Annotated in this window: 21 protein-coding genes; 6 read left to right on the plus strand and 15 right to left on the minus strand. The window is 62.7% G+C overall.

Features of this window, described 5'->3' with window-relative positions:
* Positions 1-349 precede the first annotated feature (349 nt).
* A complete protein-coding gene (locus AC5I5I_RS22810; RefSeq protein WP_495976918.1) occupies positions 350-634 on the plus strand; it encodes a hypothetical protein in 285 nt (94 codons plus the stop codon).
* Positions 635-675: 41 nt separating this feature from the next.
* On the opposite strand, the gene AC5I5I_RS22815 is transcribed toward AC5I5I_RS22810, so the two are convergent.
* From AC5I5I_RS22815 to AC5I5I_RS22870, 12 genes are all read right to left on the minus strand, one after another.
* Positions 676-963, minus strand: a complete 288-nt coding sequence (locus tag AC5I5I_RS22815; protein ID WP_495976920.1) for a hypothetical protein — start codon at positions 961-963, stop codon at positions 676-678.
* A 77-nt stretch (positions 964-1,040) separates the two neighbouring features.
* Positions 1,041-2,189 (minus strand): branched-chain amino acid ABC transporter permease, encoded by a 1,149-nt coding sequence (locus tag AC5I5I_RS22820; RefSeq protein ID WP_495976922.1) that lies wholly within the window; start codon positions 2,187-2,189, stop codon positions 1,041-1,043.
* A 9-nt stretch (positions 2,190-2,198) separates the two neighbouring features.
* Positions 2,199-3,068, minus strand: a complete 870-nt coding sequence (locus tag AC5I5I_RS22825) for a branched-chain amino acid ABC transporter permease (RefSeq protein WP_495976924.1) — start codon at positions 3,066-3,068, stop codon at positions 2,199-2,201.
* A 13-nt stretch (positions 3,069-3,081) separates the two neighbouring features.
* Positions 3,082-3,783, minus strand: a complete 702-nt coding sequence (locus tag AC5I5I_RS22830; RefSeq protein ID WP_495976926.1) for an ABC transporter ATP-binding protein — start codon at positions 3,781-3,783, stop codon at positions 3,082-3,084.
* The gene (locus AC5I5I_RS22835; protein WP_495976928.1) at positions 3,783-4,499 is read right to left on the minus strand and encodes an ABC transporter ATP-binding protein; all 717 of its coding nucleotides are present in this window, start codon (positions 4,497-4,499) and stop codon (positions 3,783-3,785) included. Before AC5I5I_RS22835 ends, AC5I5I_RS22830 begins: the two co-directional genes overlap by 1 nt.
* Positions 4,500-4,605: 106 nt before the next feature.
* Positions 4,606-5,877, minus strand: a complete 1,272-nt coding sequence (locus tag AC5I5I_RS22840) for an ABC transporter substrate-binding protein (protein WP_495976930.1) — start codon at positions 5,875-5,877, stop codon at positions 4,606-4,608.
* Positions 5,878-5,909: 32 nt separating this feature from the next.
* Complete coding sequence (locus AC5I5I_RS22845; protein ID WP_495976932.1) at positions 5,910-6,572, minus strand: DAPG hydrolase family protein; 663 nt, start codon at positions 6,570-6,572, stop codon at positions 5,910-5,912.
* Between the two features lie 174 nt (positions 6,573-6,746).
* A complete protein-coding gene (locus AC5I5I_RS22850) occupies positions 6,747-7,697 on the minus strand; it encodes an AraC-like ligand-binding domain-containing protein (RefSeq protein WP_495976934.1) in 951 nt (316 codons plus the stop codon).
* Positions 7,698-7,806: 109 nt separating this feature from the next.
* Complete coding sequence (locus AC5I5I_RS22855; protein ID WP_495976936.1) at positions 7,807-9,141, minus strand: ABC transporter substrate-binding protein; 1,335 nt, start codon at positions 9,139-9,141, stop codon at positions 7,807-7,809.
* A 199-nt stretch (positions 9,142-9,340) separates the two neighbouring features.
* A complete protein-coding gene (locus AC5I5I_RS22860) occupies positions 9,341-10,477 on the minus strand; it encodes a YeeE/YedE family protein (protein ID WP_495976938.1) in 1,137 nt (378 codons plus the stop codon).
* A gap of 2 nt (positions 10,478-10,479) precedes the next feature.
* Positions 10,480-10,821: an ArsR/SmtB family transcription factor gene (locus AC5I5I_RS22865; RefSeq protein WP_495976939.1), complete on the minus strand. Its 342-nt coding sequence runs from the start codon at positions 10,819-10,821 to the stop codon at positions 10,480-10,482.
* An 83-nt stretch (positions 10,822-10,904) separates the two neighbouring features.
* On the minus strand, positions 10,905-11,318 hold the full coding sequence (locus AC5I5I_RS22870; protein WP_495976940.1) for a thioredoxin fold domain-containing protein: 414 nt from the start codon (positions 11,316-11,318) through the stop codon (positions 10,905-10,907).
* On the opposite strand from AC5I5I_RS22870, the gene AC5I5I_RS22875 reads away from it, so the two are divergent.
* The gene (locus tag AC5I5I_RS22875) at positions 11,317-11,883 is read left to right on the plus strand and encodes a thioredoxin family protein (RefSeq protein WP_495976942.1); all 567 of its coding nucleotides are present in this window, start codon (positions 11,317-11,319) and stop codon (positions 11,881-11,883) included. The two genes, AC5I5I_RS22870 and AC5I5I_RS22875, sit on opposite strands and share 2 nt — an antisense overlap.
* Before the next feature lie 28 nt (positions 11,884-11,911).
* On the opposite strand, the gene AC5I5I_RS22880 is transcribed toward AC5I5I_RS22875, so the two are convergent.
* The 3 genes from AC5I5I_RS22880 to soxA form a co-directional block, all read right to left on the minus strand.
* On the minus strand, positions 11,912-12,433 hold the full coding sequence (locus AC5I5I_RS22880; RefSeq protein WP_495976943.1) for a DsrE family protein: 522 nt from the start codon (positions 12,431-12,433) through the stop codon (positions 11,912-11,914).
* A 66-nt stretch (positions 12,434-12,499) separates the two neighbouring features.
* Positions 12,500-13,123, minus strand: a complete 624-nt coding sequence (soxX, locus tag AC5I5I_RS22885) for a sulfur oxidation c-type cytochrome SoxX (protein ID WP_495976945.1) — start codon at positions 13,121-13,123, stop codon at positions 12,500-12,502.
* A 17-nt stretch (positions 13,124-13,140) separates the two neighbouring features.
* Positions 13,141-13,968, minus strand: a complete 828-nt coding sequence (gene soxA / locus AC5I5I_RS22890) for a sulfur oxidation c-type cytochrome SoxA (RefSeq protein ID WP_495976947.1) — start codon at positions 13,966-13,968, stop codon at positions 13,141-13,143.
* 343 nt (positions 13,969-14,311) lie between these two features.
* Here soxA and soxY point away from each other — a divergent pair, with 343 nt between their 5' ends.
* From soxY to soxC, 4 genes are all read left to right on the plus strand, one after another.
* Entirely contained in the window at positions 14,312-14,770 is a 459-nt protein-coding gene (gene soxY, locus AC5I5I_RS22895; protein ID WP_495976949.1) for a thiosulfate oxidation carrier protein SoxY, read from the plus strand.
* 43 nt (positions 14,771-14,813) lie between these two features.
* Complete coding sequence (gene soxZ, locus AC5I5I_RS22900; protein ID WP_495976951.1) at positions 14,814-15,143, plus strand: thiosulfate oxidation carrier complex protein SoxZ; 330 nt, start codon at positions 14,814-14,816, stop codon at positions 15,141-15,143.
* A 91-nt stretch (positions 15,144-15,234) separates the two neighbouring features.
* Positions 15,235-16,917 carry a thiosulfohydrolase SoxB gene (soxB, locus tag AC5I5I_RS22905; protein ID WP_495976952.1) on the plus strand — a complete coding sequence of 561 codons (1,683 nt, stop codon included), beginning with the start codon at positions 15,235-15,237 and terminating at the stop codon, positions 16,915-16,917.
* Positions 16,918-16,983: 66 nt separating this feature from the next.
* Entirely contained in the window at positions 16,984-18,267 is a 1,284-nt protein-coding gene (gene soxC, locus AC5I5I_RS22910) for a sulfite dehydrogenase (RefSeq protein WP_495976954.1), read from the plus strand.
* Positions 18,268-18,302 lie beyond the last annotated feature (35 nt).

Genomic DNA, 18,302 nt, shown 5'->3' on the forward strand with positions numbered 1-18,302 from the left:
AGCGGTCTTGAAAACCGCCGTGGGTGCAAGCTCACCGTGGGTTCGAATCCCACCCCTTCCGCCAGACCATCGTCGCGCGCATCGCCAGGCCGCAAGCCACGCTTCCGGTTCCACAGGCCGACGGAACGGCGGAGCGCAGTGCGTTCGGCGCGCCCGTGACAAAATGCGTCCCGTGGCCGGATTCCGCATTACGGACGATATCGCCAGCCGACCAATCGCCCGGCCCGAAGCATATAGCCCGGCAAAAAAATCGGTGATTTGCACAGGTTCGTGAAGGCAATCCCGTCCCCGACCGGCCGCGGAGTGCTATTGCGGAGTCTGGAAGAATCCGCACCTAGGTTTTGAGGAAATGGCGCAACGTTTTGTACCCGCCGCAACGGTCCTCCGCGAAAAGCGGCGCGAGAAGGATCCGGTGTGGTCCCGCCTCTTTGCCAGCCCCATTCGGCTTGAAGACGGAACCGTTCTGTTCACGCTGAAGGACGCCGCGAAGCGCATCCTCGACACACCGGCGGCGCCCTCGTCTCGCGTGGCCGCACAGCGAATCATCGATGCGGCGTTCGGTGAAGGCGATATGGTGTCGACGTCGGCGGCGGTGCGGCTCGCCCTGTTCAAGGCAGGACAGCCGAAGGGCTGAGCCAACAGGGCTACCGACCCAACGGCGTCCGACCTGAGATTTCAGGCTGCGGCCCGGTTCTTGATCGCGCCGATGATGGCCGTGAGAATGGCGCCGCCTGCGCCCCCCGCGATCACCTGCGAAACGATGCCACCGACGCTGAGGTTACCGGCCTGCGCCGCCGCCACAACCGACGGGAGGAGCAGCGTCACGATCTGCCCCAGCACGCCGCCGCCGACCGCGCCCGCAATAAGGTTGCCGACCATTCCGAGATCGAATTGCGGCGAAGTCTTCCCCGCCCCCGCACCACCCAAGGCACCGGCGACGAGATTGATCAAAATCTGTTCCATGGAGCCTCCTCCGCCTCTGTTGCGAGGCGCAGCGAAGTCTAGCCCTCATGCCAGGTGGCGTCGATCAATCTGGAACTTCATGCACCGGTTTTCCGCCCCTCCTCGAGGGTGGTGACCTTCAGGTTGCGGCGCACCGGAAACAGCACCAGGCCCCATCGTTCGGAGATGTAGCCCCAGATGCCCTTGGGTGCGAACAGCATGACGACGATCGCAAGTGCACCGAGCAGGATCAGGTACCAGGTCCCGTAACTCGAGAGGTAGGTCTGCATCAGATAGAACACGATCACACCGATGATTGGCCCTTCGATGGTGCCGATACCGCCGATCACCACGATGAAGATCACGTAAGCCGTCCAGTCCATCACCGAGAACGCGGCGTCGGGCGAGATCCGCGCTTTCTGCAGATAGATCAGCGCGCCGACCATGCCGGTGCCGATGGCAGCGAACACATAGACCCAGAATTTCGTACGGAAATTGTCGACCCCGACGGCTTCCGCCGCGACTTCGGAATCGCGGATCGCGGCCAGCGCAAGCCCGCGTCGCGAGCGCAGGATCCAGTACACCGCCAGAACAGTGCCGACCATGAGCGTTAAGGCAATCCAGTAGGTGACGATGTCGCGCGCCGCCGGCGTGCGCACATCGAATATGGTCTTCACCCATTCGATGCCGAAGACGCCGTTGGTGACCGCGGGCGGCAGCGACGTGCCGGTCCCTCCCCCCAGCGATTTGAACTGCGCCAGCACCAGCCGGTAGACCTCGGCCATGACCCAGGTCCCGATGGCGAAATAGGCGCCGCGCAACCGGAATACCACGAAGGCCGTCGGCACCGCGCATAGACCCGCGAAAGCGCCGGCCAGGATGATCGCCAGGATCGGATCGAGCTCGCCGAAAATCGTCAGCGCAAACAACAGGTAGGCGCCCAAGCCGACAAAGGCCTGCTGGCCCACCGACACAAGACCGGCATAGCCGGCCAGCAGGTTCCAGTATTGAGCCAGCGCCAGCATGTAGAAGATGAAGATCAGATCCTGGATCATGTTGCGGCTGGCAAAGGTCGGCGCCGCGATCAGAATCGCGACCAGTGCGATCGCGAGCAGCGCCAGCGGACGGCCGTAGCCCGCACCGACTTCGCTCGCATAGCGGCGCGTGGTCGGCTCCGGCTCGGCCGAGCGTCTGGCCTTGTCGTCCTTGTTCTGCTGCGACGTGGCGACTTGCCTAAACAGATCCATGCAACCGCCTCAATCGAAGGCGCGCGGGAACAAACCGCGCGGCCGCAGGACAAGCACGATGAGGAATGCAATGTGACCCGCGAGTATCTGCCATTCCGGGTTGATCGCCGCGCCAATGGTTTGCGCCAGGCCGATGATCATGCCGCCGATCAGCGTGCCCCACAGGCTGCCGAGACCGCCGATGATCACCGCCTCGAAGGCGTAGATGAGACGCGCCGGCCCGATGGTCGGATCGAAATTCGCGCGCATGCCGAGATAGAGCGCGGCGATGGTGACGACGATCATGGAAATTCCCATCGCCACGGCGAAGATGCGCTTATGGTCGATGCCCATCACCTGCGCGATTTCGAGATCGTCAGAGGTCGCACGAAACGCGCGGCCGAGCTGGGTGCGGTAGAACAGCAGATTGAGTCCCATGATCACGGCGATCGCCGACAGGAAGGTGATCAGCGGCAGCACGCCGAATGCCACGCCGCCGCCGAGCGATATCGATGCGGTGCCTATCGATCCGGCCCGCAGCAACTGGCTGTCGGCCGAAAACGTTTCCAGCAAGCCGTTCTGGATGATGATCGACAAGCCGAACGTCACCAGCAGCGGCGGCAGCAGGTCCCGTCCGAGCGTGCGGTTCAGCAGCACATGCTGGAGCCCGAAGCCGACCACGAACATGATCGGGATCGCAAAGAGAGCCGCGAGAAACGGATCGAGCCCGAGCCACGCAGCGATCGCAAGGATGGCGAAGGCCGCCAGCACGATCAGGTCGCCATGGGCGAGGTTGACCAGCCGCATGATGCCGAAGATCAGCGACAGGCCCGCCGCGAACAGCGCGTAGAGCCCGCCGAGCAGGACGCCCTGGATGATGGTGTTGATCCATTCCGCCATCGTGTCGTCCCGCCTACGATCCGAAATAGGCGTTGTGGATCTGTTCGCGCGACAGGTCGCGTGGCCGGCCGGTGAGTGACAGGCGGCCCTCCTGGAAGCAATAGACACGATCGGCGACCTGCAGGGCCTGCACGATGTCCTGCTCGACCACGATCACGCTGGTGCCGCTCGCCTTGATGCGCGGCAGGGCCGCGTAGATGTCGCGGATCACGATCGGCGCCAGCCCGAGGCTGATCTCGTCGCATAGCAGCACGCGCGGGTTGGAGATCAACGCGCGGCCGATTGCAGCCATCTGCTGCTGGCCGCCGGACAAGGTGGTGCTGGCCGCATTGCGCCGCTCGCGCAGCACCGGAAACAGCCGGTAGATCTCCTCGAGCGTCCATTGTCCCGGGGTCTGCCGTCCGTAGCGGCCGATCAGGAGATTCTCCTCGACCGTCAGCGAGGGAAACAGCCGTCGCCCTTCGGGGACCAGCGAGATGCCGAGCTTCATCACCGACGCCGCGGGCATGGCGCCGACGGGTTGTCCATCGAACATCACGCTGTCCGGATCGTTTTTAATGAGGCCCGCAATCGACTTCAGATAGGTCGACTTGCCGGCACCGTTGGCGCCGATGATCGCAACAGTCTCGCGCTCTTCCAGCACCGTGTCGATGCCATACAACGCCTGGAAGTCGCCGTAGTAGGATTCGAGCGCGCGGGTTTCGAGGAGCGCCATCAGGCTTCGATGCCCATATAGATCTGCCGCACCTCCGGCGAGTTCATCACAGTGCGCGGATGACCCTCCGCAATCTTGCGACCGAAATTCAGCACGACCAGCCGCCCGACCACGGCGAGCAGCGCGTGCACCACGTGCTCGATCCACACGATGGTGGTGCCGCCGGCATGGATGCTTCGGATGGTGTCGACGAGTTCATGACATTCGCCTTCGGTCAATCCGCCCGCAATCTCGTCGAGCAGCAACAGCCGCGGACCGGTCGCAAGCGCGCGCGCCATTTCAAGACGCTTGCGTTCGAGCAGGCTCAACTGTCCGGCCGGCACGTTGGCGCGCGGCAAGAGATGCGTCAGGTCGAGAATGCGCCCGCAGGCGTCGATGACGTCGCGCTCGTTCTGTCCGCGCCCATAGACCGCGCCGACCAGAAGATTCTCGAACACGGTCAGATTCTCGAATGGCTGCGGGATCTGGTACGAGCGGCCGACGCCTGCGATGCAACGCTGATGCGGACGCGCGCGGGTGATGTCCTTGCCGTCGAGCCGGATCGTTCCGGACGCTGGCGAAACCCCGCCCGCAATGAGATTGAACAGCGAGGTCTTGCCGGCCCCGTTCGGTCCGACAATGCCGAGCGCTTCGCCCGCCTGCACCGACAGGTCGATGTTGTCGGCGACCACGACCGAACCGTAGGATTTCGAGACGCCCTGAAGTTCAAGCAGCATGAGGACTACGATAAACAACGGCGCCGCTGGTATGACAAGGGCCGGCCGGACGGTCGCGGCCCTCGTCTCCGCCCCGGACGCATGACTGCCGCCTGCCCGCGCCGCATTATGAAATCAGTCTGAGCCGTCCTACCGTCGGGATGTCGGGCCATCCTGCGTTCGACTTGATCGACATACGCATCGGCTGGCCCGGAGCCGCCCGGTCCCATTGCCCGGCGACAATCGGCGTCTTCGAAACATTCTTGACCGGATTGAGGCCGGACGTCCAATTCACCGGCCCCTGGATCGAACTGTATTTGGTCTGCTGTATCGCATCGCGGATGGCGCGCGGGTCATCGGCCGACTTGCTGCGGCGGAGCGCATCGATAGCAACTTCGAACAGCGCATGAAACATGCCGACGGTAAACGCCGCGGGGCGTCCGGTCTGCTGCGTATACTCGTCGGCGAGTTCCTGACCGGACTGACCGGTGAGCCCGGACCGAAACGGGAATGCGGGCGACCAGGGCACTTCGCACGAAAGGCCATCCGCCCTGTCGCCGAGCGCCGCGACCGCTGACGGGAATAGAAAAGCCTTCCCGATCGTTGCAATCTTGGGGCGGAACCCCTGTTGGGCGGCTTGAGTCCAGAATGTCGCAAAGTCCGGAGGCGTCATGGTGCCGGTCACGATCTCCGCACCCGCCGCTTTGAACGCAGCGATAAACGACGTGAAGTCGTCAGTCAGCGGCTGATACCGGCCGGAATCGACTACCTTGAAGCCCGCCTTCTGCAGCGCGGGCGGGAGGCCCTGCGCCCAGGCATTTCCGTCGGCATCATTGGCGAACAACCCGCCGACCACCCTGTTGGTCTCAGAACCGGACCACAGGTCGAGAAAGGCCGCGTGGATGTCCTCGACGCCGAAGCAGAACAGGTAGGTCCAGTCGAACCCTTTCTTCGGGTCGCCCTTGCGGCCGAAGAACCACGGCTGCCACGGACACGCCGTGTTGATGCAGGGCACCTCATTGATTTCGGCCTGCGAGGCGACGGCATTGGTGGTGTCCGGCGCGCCGCCGGCGATCAGGAGATCCACCTTTTCGCGCAGGATCAAGTCCGCGGTCACGTCGGCCGCGCGGTTGCCGGTAGACTGGCTGTCGCGGGTGATGACCTGAAATTCATGCTTCTTCCCGCCGACATCGACATGGCCGCCGGTCGCTTTGCGGGCCTGCTCGATCAGGAACGCGGTTGGCTCTCCGAAAGCGGCGAGCGGCCCGGTCTGCGGGTTTACAAAGCCGATCTTGATCACGCGGCTCTGCGCGTTCGCGGGGATGATCCGAAGCAATGCCGGAGCGGCAACGGCCGCCCCCATCAGCGCACGGCGCGTCAGGCGAGGTCCTGTATGCATGGCGTCCTCCTTCTCTCTTCGGCTCTCGATTCTCAGAAGGTGTTGTCGAGTGTGTAGCGCCGGTACAGTGTCGGCAAAATCTCGGCGAGGTAGCCCATCTCCTCGGTCGCATGTTGATGCAATCGTCGCGCAAGCTCTTCGTTGAGATTGGCCTTACGCAACGCATCCTGCTCCTGTTCGGAGAGCGTCTTGCCCGGCTCTCGGCTGCGGATTTCGCCGAGCCAGAAGCGGCTGCGCATCTCGCAGCCGTAATCGGTGTCGCGCACGAAATGGGTCATCCGCCCGAAGTCGATTGGATGATCGAGGTCGCCGATGCGGGCACATACCGCGACGACGCCCGCCGCGTCATAGCGCGCCTTGTCGAACAATTCGGACGGATCGTGGAAGGCGATCCTCAGCTTGAAGACGGGGCCGCTCGGGCCGGCCAGATACTCATGAACGAGATGCGCCGCACCGATATAGTTGCCGTCCTTGCGGTTCTCCCAATCGCTGAACAGATGATCGGTCGGGTGCCACATCCGGTATTGTTCGGTCCCGCCGAGCCAGCCGAACCACCAATGCACCATTTTAGCGCGGCAGCCCGGCATGCGGGTGAGCGCGGCAACAAGCTTCTTGCCGCCTCCGATATCGGCGTATCCCGACTCCATCGGCAGATAGCCGGGATCAAGGAGCTGGTTAGCCTGTTCTATCTGCATGGTACGATCCAAAGTGATCAAATCGCGTCCGGCCCGTCTGGACACCGGATCAATTTCACTCTGGGCGCGGATTGCAGGTGCAGTCCAGACCGATCGCGGGTGTGTGCGCGCACGCCAAAGACATCGTGCGCGAGCGCCAAAATGCGCAGGCATGATGTGTCGCGGAAGGACCGATTAGGCCTTGTCGCGTGTCCGCACGTCACGAGGCGTGCGCCCGAACTTCGCCCGGAACGTCTCGCTGAAATGACTGACGTTGACGAACCCGTTGCGGAACGCGATCTGGCTGATCGACTGATGCCGAAGCGTCGGGTCTTCGAGATCGGCAAAGGCCCGCTCCAACCGGGCATCCCTGATCTGCTGCATCACCGTCAGTTCGGCACTTTCGAAACATTGATGCAGATAGCGAAGCGATACCTTGAGGCCGGACGCGACCGCCTCGGGGCGCAGGTCGGGGCGCTGACAATGCCCATCGATGAAGGCCTTGGCGCGGCGTCGGATGGCAGCGCGAACAGCCGACTGATCCGCAAATGCCGCTTTCCCATCAGATTCGAGTGACATGAAAACCAGGTCGCTCGCGGTGCGCGACAGCAGATAGGATTGCTGACATGAGAGATCGACGTCGGGATCGATCAGGCCGGCGATATAGTCGGCGGCGAGGCGCGCGATGCCGGCAGTCGCGTCGTGCGGGACGGCACAATGCGCGGCAATCTCGCCTGAACTTCGCCGCAGCATCGGGCGCGGCAGCTTCAGACCGACCTTGTGAACGCGTTCCGCATGATTGAACTCGTAAGGCTCATCGAGATCGAGAAGCGCGTATTGCCCCGGCCCGATAATGCAGCGGCGGCCGAACTGGGTCACATGCAGCTGACCGGATTTGACCAGCAGATAGATGTAGGCATCGGTCGCACCGCGGGCGATGTGCCGGCGGGTGCGACGCGCCATCTCGCTGTCGGTTCTAACGTCGGTGATCTCGATCTGGCCGAGCTGCGAGCGGACGATCTGGCCGGAGAATTCCGGGCCGGGTGAGACATCGATTTCGAGATGGGCGTAAACGTCACGAATAACGCCGCGCCACAATTCTGCGCGGTCGCCGACGAAACCGCGAGTCGTATAGACGCTCTTCATGTGCGCGCTCCACGGGTCGAAGCAGACGCGGAACTGGGCCGCGCACCGTCTCGATCGGGGAATACGGCCCGGGCGCTGAAACGTGAAAAGCCCGGGCCAGGCTTCGTTATCAGCCGATCGGTTCCATCTTGCCGCCTACCGGAATGTTCGGCGCAGTCCGGTTGTCGGTGATCACGATCTCATACCGGTTGCCGTCCTTGACGCGCCACTGGCCGCCGACCAGCGGGGTCTTGGCGATGTTCTTGGCCGCGAAGGGCGGCACGCCCTTGCCGTCCCAGCGGACCGGACCGGCGACGGTTTCGAGATTGGTCTTCTGGATCGCGTCCACCGTCGCATTGGCATCGCCGATCTGCGCAGTGCGCTTCAAGACGTCGAGCCCGACCTCGAACAGCGAATGAATGAAGCCGATCGGTTGGGTCCATTGCTTCTTGGTGGCCTGCTCGTAGGAATCGCCGAGCTGCTTCGCGCTCATGCCGTTCATCGATGACTTGAACGGATGGCTTGGCGACCACCACACTTCAGACGACAGGTTGTTTCCATCCTTGCCCAGCGCCTCGACCGCGACCGGGAACAGGATCGCCTTGCCGACCGAGGCCGCCTTGGGCCGGAAGCCCTGCTGCATCGACTGCTTCCAGAACGTGGTGAAGTCCGGCGGCAGCACCACGCCGGTCAGAATCTCCGCATTGGCGCCTTTGAAGGCTGCGATCTGCGCCGAGAAATTGTCGGTGAGATTCTGATAGCGGCCGGGATCGAACAGCTTGAAGCCGGCCTTGTCGAGCGCCGGCGGCAACCCGACCACCTTGTCGCCCCAGGCATTGCCGTCGGCATCGTTCGGAAACAGGCCGCCGACGATCTTGTTGGTGTCGAGCTGGCTCCACATGTTGGTGAAGACGGCGATGACGTCTTCGAGCCCCCAGAAATAGTGATAGGTGTAATTGAACGGCTTCCAGCTCTTCGGATCGCCGGGATTTCCCTGCCGGCCGATGAAGTAAGGCTGCCACGGGCAGTTATTGGTGACGCAGGGAACTTCCTCGATTTCGCACTGGGTCGCGACCGGATTGGTGGTCTCCGGGGTGTTGGCCGACAGCATCAGATCGATCTTGTCACGGACGATCAGTTCCTTGGCGACTTCGGCGGCGCGGTTCGGATTGGACTGGCTGTCGCGCACGACCACTTCGATCGGCCGCGTGGCGTTGCCGACCTTCAGGCCGCCCTTGGTCGCTTCGCGCACCTGGCCGAGAACGAAATTGTCGGCTTCGGCGAAGGCGGCGAGCGGTCCGGTCTGCGGCGACACGAACCCGATCTTGATCGGCTTCTGCTGCGCGATGGCAGGCATGTAGACGCCGCTCGACGCGAGCGCAGCACCTCCCGCGGCGGAAAATTTCAACAGCGTGCGCCGGTCGATGCCAGAGCGCACAGTCAGACGCGTGGTCTTGTCGGTCATCGCAATCCTCCCGATGGGTTCTTTTGGTCCGCGTCGCAAAGCGCGGTCGAAGCCGTCATATCCGCGAACGGAGATGCGTTTCCGGTTATGCGTTATTGTTCGTTAGCGCCCGCAACGTGTCAACGCCGCGCAGGACGGCGCGGCGTGACATTTTTGACATGTTTGATCGGCCGAGGGGCGGCGGGCGTGCCGCTCTGTATCACGGTTCGGTACAGCTGACGCGGTTGAAGCGGCCACTCCCGGCGGTCGCTGCAATCGGCGCCCCGATCGTCGGCCTTGCCACGCGCTGGCCGCGTTCCACGATCCACCACAGACCGAGCCGGCCGCCGGCAACGATCGACACGATCGCGATCACCGAACCGACTGACAATGTCGACACGCCGGTCACGCCCTGCCCGATGGTGCAGCCCAGCGCGGTGATGCCGCCGAAGCCCATCATGAAGGCACCGATCAGGCGGCGCTTGAACTCGGCGGCACTGGCCGGAATCTGCCAGCGGAAGCTGCCATCGCTGACAGCGGCAAGATAGGCGCCGATCACGAAGCCGATCACCGCACCGATCGGAAAGTCCAGCGACAAGGCGGTCGAGAGCATGCCGTAGAGCAGCGTGTCGCCAAGCGGACCGACAAAGGTGAAGGACTCGATGCGCCGGGTATCGAACGAGTCGTAACCGGCGACGCCCGTTGCCCACCAGCCGGCCACAACGATCAGCCCGATCAGGATTCCGGTCACGGCGAAACGCGGCGAGGCACGGAAGCCGCGATGCGCGAACGCAAACACGGCGATTCCAAGTCCGATGACAATCGCAGCGATTGTAACGCCCTGCCCGCTCAGCCCGGCGAGCAGCGGCAGCCGCTGGGTGGCGGATGCGCCGAGATCGACCGCCAGAGGATCGGTCACGGCGACGCGGGCGACGCCGGTCAGCCCGCGCATGGTCATCATCGCGGTCACGCCCATGACCAGGAAGGTGATCACCGCGCGCAGGTCGCCGCCACCGATCTGGCGCAGCGTGCCCATGCCGCAGGTGCCGTTCAGCGCCATGCCGAAGCCGAAGATGAGTCCGCCAATGATCAGCGCGCCGAATTCCAGCCGCGAGCCGGTGTAGATCGACTTGGTCAGATCCAGTTCACCGAAGGACTCGAGCAGGTGCACGCCGATCACGGCGACACCGATCGCCACAAGCCAGGTGCGCAGGCGCCGGGTGTCGTTGGCATAGACCGAATCCTCGATCGCCCCGAGTGTGCAGAAGCGTCCGCGCCGGGCGACGAAACCGAACGCGCCGCCCAGGCCGAGGCCGAGCGCGAAGCGCAACAGGTTGAGCGGAAGATCTTCGAGCATTGTCACACCTTCGGGGTGCAGAACGCGGCATGCAGGGCCTGGATCACCTGCCGGACTTCGGGCCGCGCCAGCGAATAATAGATGTTCTTGCCATCCCGGCGGGTCTCGACCAGGTCGTCGGCGCGCAGCCGCGCCAGTTGCTGGGACACCGCCGGCTGCCGGAGATTCAGCAGCTGTTCGATCTCGGTGACCGATTTCTCGCCCTCGATCAGGAGGCACAGGATCACCAAACGCGCCTCATGCGACAGCGCCTTGAGGAATTCGCTCGCCGCCTGCGCATTCTTCAGCAGGTCTTCGATGTCGAGGTCGGGCTTTTTCGGCTTGCGGGCCAGCGCGGTCGCCATGTCGTCGCTCCGTCGGGATGCAACAATACATGCGCCAAGTTGCAACTATTTGAAAGGGATGGAACTTTCAAATTGCGCGGCGGCTAGAGCAAAAGCTTTTCCAAAACGCCCCAGAAAAAGAATTCGCCCGGATATCCCTCGATGCGGGCCTTTTCCCGCCCGTCCTCGACGACGACAAAGGTCGGGGTGAACCGGATCGGGCTCTTCAGTTCGACGGAAACGTCCTTGCCGCGGTCGAGATGGACCTGCCGCAGCGGCACCTGCTTGCCGATATCGGTCTTGGGATAGACCGGCCCGATCTCGCGATCCCATTGCAGACAATAAGGGCAGCCCGCCCGGCGATACATGACCAGTTCGGCGGACATGGCCGGGAGGACGGCGCCCAGCAATGCAACGACGACAATGAATGCCTTCGACAACCGCACGATCAATCCCTTTGCAGCGGGCCAGTGGCCGACATATAATTGCAGTATCATGAATGCAACAAGCCGGCCCATGTCGCTCTCCCGCCGCGGTCTTCTGGCCGGCGCATCGGCGATGCTGGTGCCGCTTCAGGCTTTCGCTTCCGCGCTCAAGCTGAACGACGACGGGCTCTATACGAAGCCCTGGTTCCTGGAGAGCCTGCTCGACCTCAACGACGACCTGAAAGAGGCCGCCGACAAGAACAAGCGTCTGGTGATCATGTGGGAGCTGAAGGGCTGCCCCTATTGCAAGAAGATCCACGAGATCAATCTTGCCGATCCGGCGATCGAGACTTTCATCAAGGACAAGTTTGAAGTCCTCCAGCTCAACATCCGCGGCTCGCGCGAGGTGACCGATTTCGACGGCGAGCGCCTGGCTGAAAAGGACTTCGCTCGGAAATACGGCGTGCGCGCGACGCCGACGTTTCAGTTCTTTCCGGAATCAACGGCGGGACTGGCGCAGAAGGCGCCACAGGCCCGCGAGGTCGCGCGCTGGCAGGGTTATATGGAGCCGAAGCCGTTTACGGCGATGTTCCGCTTCGTGGCCGAGCGTGGCTACGAGAAGTCGAGCCTGATGGATTATCTCAAGGCGAATAGCTGAGCGCCACGCGTACGGCCCCGTCTACCGTCTACCCCACCTTCAGATAGGCAAAGCCCTTGGTCTGCAGCTGGCCGACGGTCGCGACACCCGACGGTACGAATTTGAGGTACTCGCCGTCGCGGGTCTTCGCCATGTCGATGTTCTGGCGCTTGTAGGTGATCTCGCAGAGATAGGCTTCGACGTCGAACTTGGTCAGGCCGACGAAGCGCTTGTAGATCTCGTCGTCGATCTTGTCCTTCTCCCACGGCGTGCCGGAGCGATCGGCCAGGAAGAACTTGATGCCGGCGCCGTGCGCCACGATCACCAGCTTCAGGCGCAGCGAGTCGAACTCGTAGGCCGACAGGTGATTGTTCATGTTGGTCAGCATCTGCGAGAAGCGCTCCGGATCGCCGAAATCGCAGTGATAAAGGCAGGCGACCTCGGTTTCCTTCTTGATGTCGCTAGGATCGAGCTTGGCGGGTGCCGCAACGACACGTGATGCGCCGATGCTGGCACCCGACAGGGCCAGCGCGCCGATGAAGCCGCGCCGGCTGGTCTTTGCAAGGGTCATGACCGCCTCCATGTGAATTGGCCCGGCGCGGTTTGCGTGCCGGGCCAGTAATTTCAGGAGCGAGGATCAGTCCTTGTTGGCCGGACTGTCCGGGCTCATCAGAAGCGCCACAGCATCCTTGATCTGCTCGATGGTCAATACTTTATTCGAGCCGAAGCGTGGCATATTCGAACACGGAAGGGCCGCGTGGGAGTTATATATTTTCTCGTAGGTCGCCTTGATGTCGGCGTCCTTGAAGTCACGCAGCTTGCCGTACTGATACAGGCTCGGTCCGAGCGTACCGTAGCTCACCTCCTGTTTCGTGATCTGGTGGCACGCATAGCAATTGCCGCCGTTGGCACGCGTCGCCGGATAATCCGAAAAGCGCATGCCGTAACCGTTTTGCGCCAGTGCTTCGCCCTTCTTCCAGTCGCCGATGAACTTGCCGTCGGCGGGATATTCGATGCTCGTTTTCTCGCGCTTCTGGATCGCGTCGGCGACCTCCTTCGAAGGATTGTTATGCGACGCGGAGCATTGCTTCATGGTTTCGTCCTGCGACAAGCGCGGGACGAATTGTTCAGGCGCACCGGGGAATGCCGCCTTGATCGCGGCATCGGCCACGCCCGGCGGCACCGTCGACTTTTGCTGGGCCAGCGCGGCCGACCCGGCAATGATGACAACGGCAGTCACAACAAACGGAAGTTTTTTCATGATGCTTGTCCTTCCGTTCAGCGCTTGAGACCGGGCGCAGCGATCTCGCCGCCCGTTGCCTGTTTGGTCAGATACGCGATCAGCGCGATGCTGACATCGGAGCCGAGTTGCAGTTCAGGCATCCGCATCTGCCAATAGCAGTCATACATTCGGTGCTGCATCGTCATCACGTGTGTGGACGACACACGGTAGGCTGGCCATTCACCCACCACTTTGGCCGCTTCCTTCGGGTTGGCGAGATACGGCAGCCCCTGCAGGCGGATGCGCAGGCCCTCGGCGGCGTGACAGGTCGCACAGGAGAAATCGAACGGCCCCGAGCGGCGGAAGAACAACTCTTCGCCCAGCGCCACGACTTCTTTCTCTTTCGGCTGATCGAGCTTGGCTGCGAATTTTTGGCCGGACGACTGGTTGGCGACCCAGGTGGCGATAGCGCCGAGTTCCTTCACCGGCTGACCGCCGCCTGGATGCGGGCGCTTGACGAGATCGGCGGCCTTGAAGCCCTGCAATTGTTCCATGCACCAGAGGATGCGGGTCTCGACATCCATGACGCGGTCAGCATCCTTGAAGTAACGCGGCAGTTCCGCGAACGCGCCTTCGACCTTTCCCGGCCCCTTGCCGAGATCGCACTGCTCGAGCGTGACGTTCTTCGGTCCGCGCGCGGTTTTCCACAATGCTTCGCCGCGATCGGAATCCAGAAGACCCGGATTGCTCCACGGATCTTCCTTCAGCATCTGGCGATAGCGCTCGATTGCCTTCTCGGTCTCGGCGTCCTGCGCCACCGCGACACCGATGGCGGATAGCGCGCCGATGCATATGGCCGCTGCGATAGCTGTGCTGAATCTCACGCCGCTCCCTCCCGTTTTGTTGCGCGCTTCGCAACGCTGTACGAAGCTTCGACCTTGAAGATCAAGTGGCCGTTTCATTCACCTTTACATGCATTTTTCCGCATGAGAAGCATTTGCTGTTTGTGCAGTGCAAAGGAGAATAATCGTTGCGCGCCGTTCGCGAATTCAGTAAACACTTTCAAGTCAATGAATATGTTCCGTGTTATATAAACGGACGATGGCGAGGAAACGTGAGGCAATCGGCGCGCTTGCTGCCGGGCTCCTGTCATGCGAATCCATCGTCGCAATTGAAGTTCGGCCTCGCATCGCCCAGATGAAGGCGACGCGCTCAGGAGAGGATGAAATGACGATAGCAATCACGCGCCGGCAGACATTGTTCGCGGGCGCTGCGGCAGTCGCGGCGGCGGCTCTCGGACAATCGATGGTCCCGGCCTTAGCGGCGAACAATCTCGACGAGATGGCGAAGAAATTCACCGGCGGTGCAGCCGCGGTCGAAGGCAAGGTGAAACTCGACCTGCCGGAAATCGCCGAGAACGGAAACACCGTGCCGATCACCGTTTCGGTCGACAGCCCTATGACCGACGCCGACTATGTCAGCGAAGTCATCGTTCTGGCCGACGGCAATCCGAATGCCGGCATCGCGACCTTCCATTTCACCCCGGCCAGCGGCGTCGCCGAAGCCAATACCCGCATCCGTCTTGCCGGCACGCAGAACATCGTCGCGATCGCCAAGACCAAGGATGGCAAATTCTACACCGCCAAGAAGCAGGTGAAGGTCACGATCGGCGGCTGCGGCGGCTGAGCTCGCACGCACCGACGCCGAATCAACGTTTCAGGAGACTGCAATGTCCACGCCCAAGCCGCGCATCAAGCTCGACAAGAAGGAAGCCAAGAAAGGCGACATCGTCGAGGTCAAGGCGCTCGTCTCTCACGTCATGGAAACCGGGCAGCGCAAGAGCGCCGACGGCAAGGTGATCCCGCGCAAGATCCTCAACAAGTTCACTGCCACGGTGAACGGCAAGGAAGTGTTCTCCGCGGATTTCGAGCCGGCCGTGTCCGCCAACCCCTATATCCAGTTCAAGTTCAAGGCGATGGAATCGGGTCCGGTGGTGCTGACCTGGATCGATGACGACGGCTCCAAGATCGTCGGCGAAGACTCAATCAAGGTTCTCTGACGGCACTCTCGCGTTGTCGGTTTCGCGGCTGAGCGGCGCGAAACACCAGGTCTGGTTCGCCCGGCGGAGGCTGGGTCCGAAAGAGGCGTGCATGATTTCCAGGCGCGATTTCATTCAGCTTGCGGCCGCTACGGCGGCAATTGTTCCGTCTGGCTGGACATCCGCTTTCGCCCAGCAGCGGCTGACGCAGGCCGATCTGTTGCGGTTCGAGCCGCTCGGCAATGTCACGCTGGTGCACATCACTGACATCCACGCCCAGCTGCGTCCGATCTATTTCCGCGAACCGTCGATCAATCTCGGCACCGGTGAAGTGAAGGGCCTGGTGCCGCACATCACCGGGAAAGCGCTGCTCGAGTATTACGGCATCGTTCCCGGCAGCGCGGACGCCTACGCCCTCGCCTATCCCGACTTTGCGGCGCTGGCCAAAACCTATGGCAAGCTGGGCGGACTCGACCGGATCGCCACCGTCATCAAGGCAATCCGCGCCGAACGCGGCGACCGCACATTGCTGCTCGACGGCGGCGATACCTGGCAGAACAGCTACACCTCGCTGCAGTCCAAAGGCCAGGACATGGTCGACTGCATGGCGCTGCTGAAGCCCGATGCGATGGTCGGTCACTGGGAATTCACCCTCGGGACCGATCGTGTGAAGGAGATTGTCGACGGCCTCGGCTTCCCGTTCCTGGCGCAGAACATGCGCGACACCGAATGGGACGAACCGGCCTTCAAGCCCTACGAGATGTTCGAGCGCGGCGGGGTCAAGATCGCCGTCATCGGCCAGGCCTTCCCGTATACGCCGATCGCCAATCCGCGCTGGATGATTCCGAACTGGTCGTTCGGCATTCGCGAGGACGATCTGCGCGTCAATGTCGAGAAGGTCCGCAAGGACGGCGCGCAACTGGTCGTGCTGCTGTCGCATAACGGCTTCGATGTCGATCGCAAACTCGCTTCGCGCGTCGACGGCATCGACGTGATCCTGACGGCGCACACCCACGACGCGCTTCCCGATATGGTGAAGGTCGGCAAGACGCTGCTGGTCGCGTCGGGCAGTCACGGCAAGTTCGTGTCGCGTCTCGACCTCGATGTGCGCGACGGCGAAGTGAAGGGTCATCGTTTCCGGCTGATCCCGGTATTCTCCGACGTGATTGCGCCGGACGCTGAAATGGCCGCCAAGATCGACGCCATCCGCAAGCCGCACGAAAAGATGCTGACCGAAAGCGTGGCGCGGACCGAAACGGTGCTTTACAGGCGCGGTAACTTCAACGGTACGCTCGACGATGTGATCTGCGACGCGCTCTTGTCGGAGCGCGATGCCGAGATCGCATTGTCGCCCGGCTTCCGCTGGGGCGCCTCGCTGCTGCCGGGTCAGGAAATCACCCGCGAGGATGTCTACAACGCCACCGCCATCACCTATCCGAACGCCTATCGCATGACCATGACCGGCGCACGGCTCAAGGAAATCATGGAGGACGTGGCCGACAACCTGTTCTATCCGGACCCGTATTACCAGCAGGGCGGCGATATGGTGCGGGTCGGCGGCATGTCCTACACCATCGATGTCAGCAAGCCCGGCGGCCAGCGCATCTCCGACATGACCTTGATCCGCACCGGCAAGCCGATCGAAAGCGGACGCGACTACACAGTCTCCGGCTGGGCGAGCGTCAACGAGGGCACCGAGGGTCCGCCGATCTGGGACGTGGTGATGAAGCATCTCGAAAAGAAGAAGGTCGTGGCTCCGAAGGAGCTGACGAACGTTCGCGTGACCGGCGTGTAAAAAAAATTTGGCCAGACACATGCAAACATACGCATCGTTGAAACTGATCCGGACCGGAGGCATCGCATGACGGACCCCACGGGACTGACATCGCGGCGCGGCTTCCTGCGCAGCGGGCTTGCTGCCGGCGGCGCGCTGGCGACGGGCGCCGCTGTGGCAGGGCCGCAGGGCACGCCCACCGGCAATCCAGCAAACCAGCCGCCCAATATCCCGGACTGGACGCGCAACCTCGGCGAAGGCGTCGCGGTGCGCGGCTATGGCAGGCCATCCGAATTCGAGAAAAACATCATTCGCCGCGACGTCGAGTGGCTCACCGCGTCACGCGAAAGTTCGGTCAGCTTCACGCCGCTGCACGCAATCGATGGCCCGATTACGCCCAACGGGCTCTGCTTCGAGCGGCATCATTCCGGCATCGCCGAGGTCGACCCGGCCGACTACCGTCTGATCCTGCACGGCCTCGTCGACAAGCCGCTTATCTTCACGCTCGACGACATCAAGCGGATGCCGCGCGTCAACCGCGCCCATTTCTGCGAATGCGCGGCGAATTCCGGCATGGAGTGGCGCGGCGCGCAGCTCAATGGCTGCCAGTACACGCACGGCATGGTGCATTCGGTCATGTATACCGGCGTGCCGCTGAAGACGCTCCTGAACGAGGCGGGCGTCAAGACCAATGCAAAGTGGCTCTTGCTCGAAGGCGGCGATTCCGCCGCGATGACGCGCTCGCTGCCGCTCGCAAAGGCGCTGGACGATGTGCTGATCGCCTATCGCATGAACGGCGAGATGCTTTATCCCGAGAACGGCTATCCGGTCCGCGCCGTGATCCCCGGCTGGGAAGCGAACATGTGGGTCAAGTGGCTGCGCCGGATCGAGATCGGCGACCAGCCCTGGCATCATCGCGAGGAAACCTCGAAATACACCGACCTGCTCGAGAACGGAAAGGCGCGCCGCTTCACCTATGTGATGGACGCGAAGTCCGTGATTACCAATCCGTCGCCGCAGGCGCCGCTCAACCACAAATCCGGCTTCACCGTGCTGTCGGGGATCGCCTGGTCCGGCCGCGGCAAGGTCGCGCGTGTCGACGTCTCGCTCGACGGCGGCCGCAACTGGCGCACCGCAAAGCTCGACGGCCCGGTCTGGGACAAGGCCCTCACCCGCTTCTATTTCGAGTTCGACTGGGATGGCCGCGAGCTCCTGCTGCAGTCGCGCGCCATGGACGAGACCGGCTACGTGCAGCCGACCAAGGACGAGCTTCGCAAGGTGCGTGGGATCAACTCGATCTACCACAACAACGGCATCCAGACGTGGCACGTGCACAAGAACGGCGAGGTCGAGAATGTCGAAGTATCCTAGCCGTGCACTTCGTTTGACGCTCGCGGCGGTCTGCA

The organism is Pseudorhodoplanes sp., assembly GCF_059499825.1.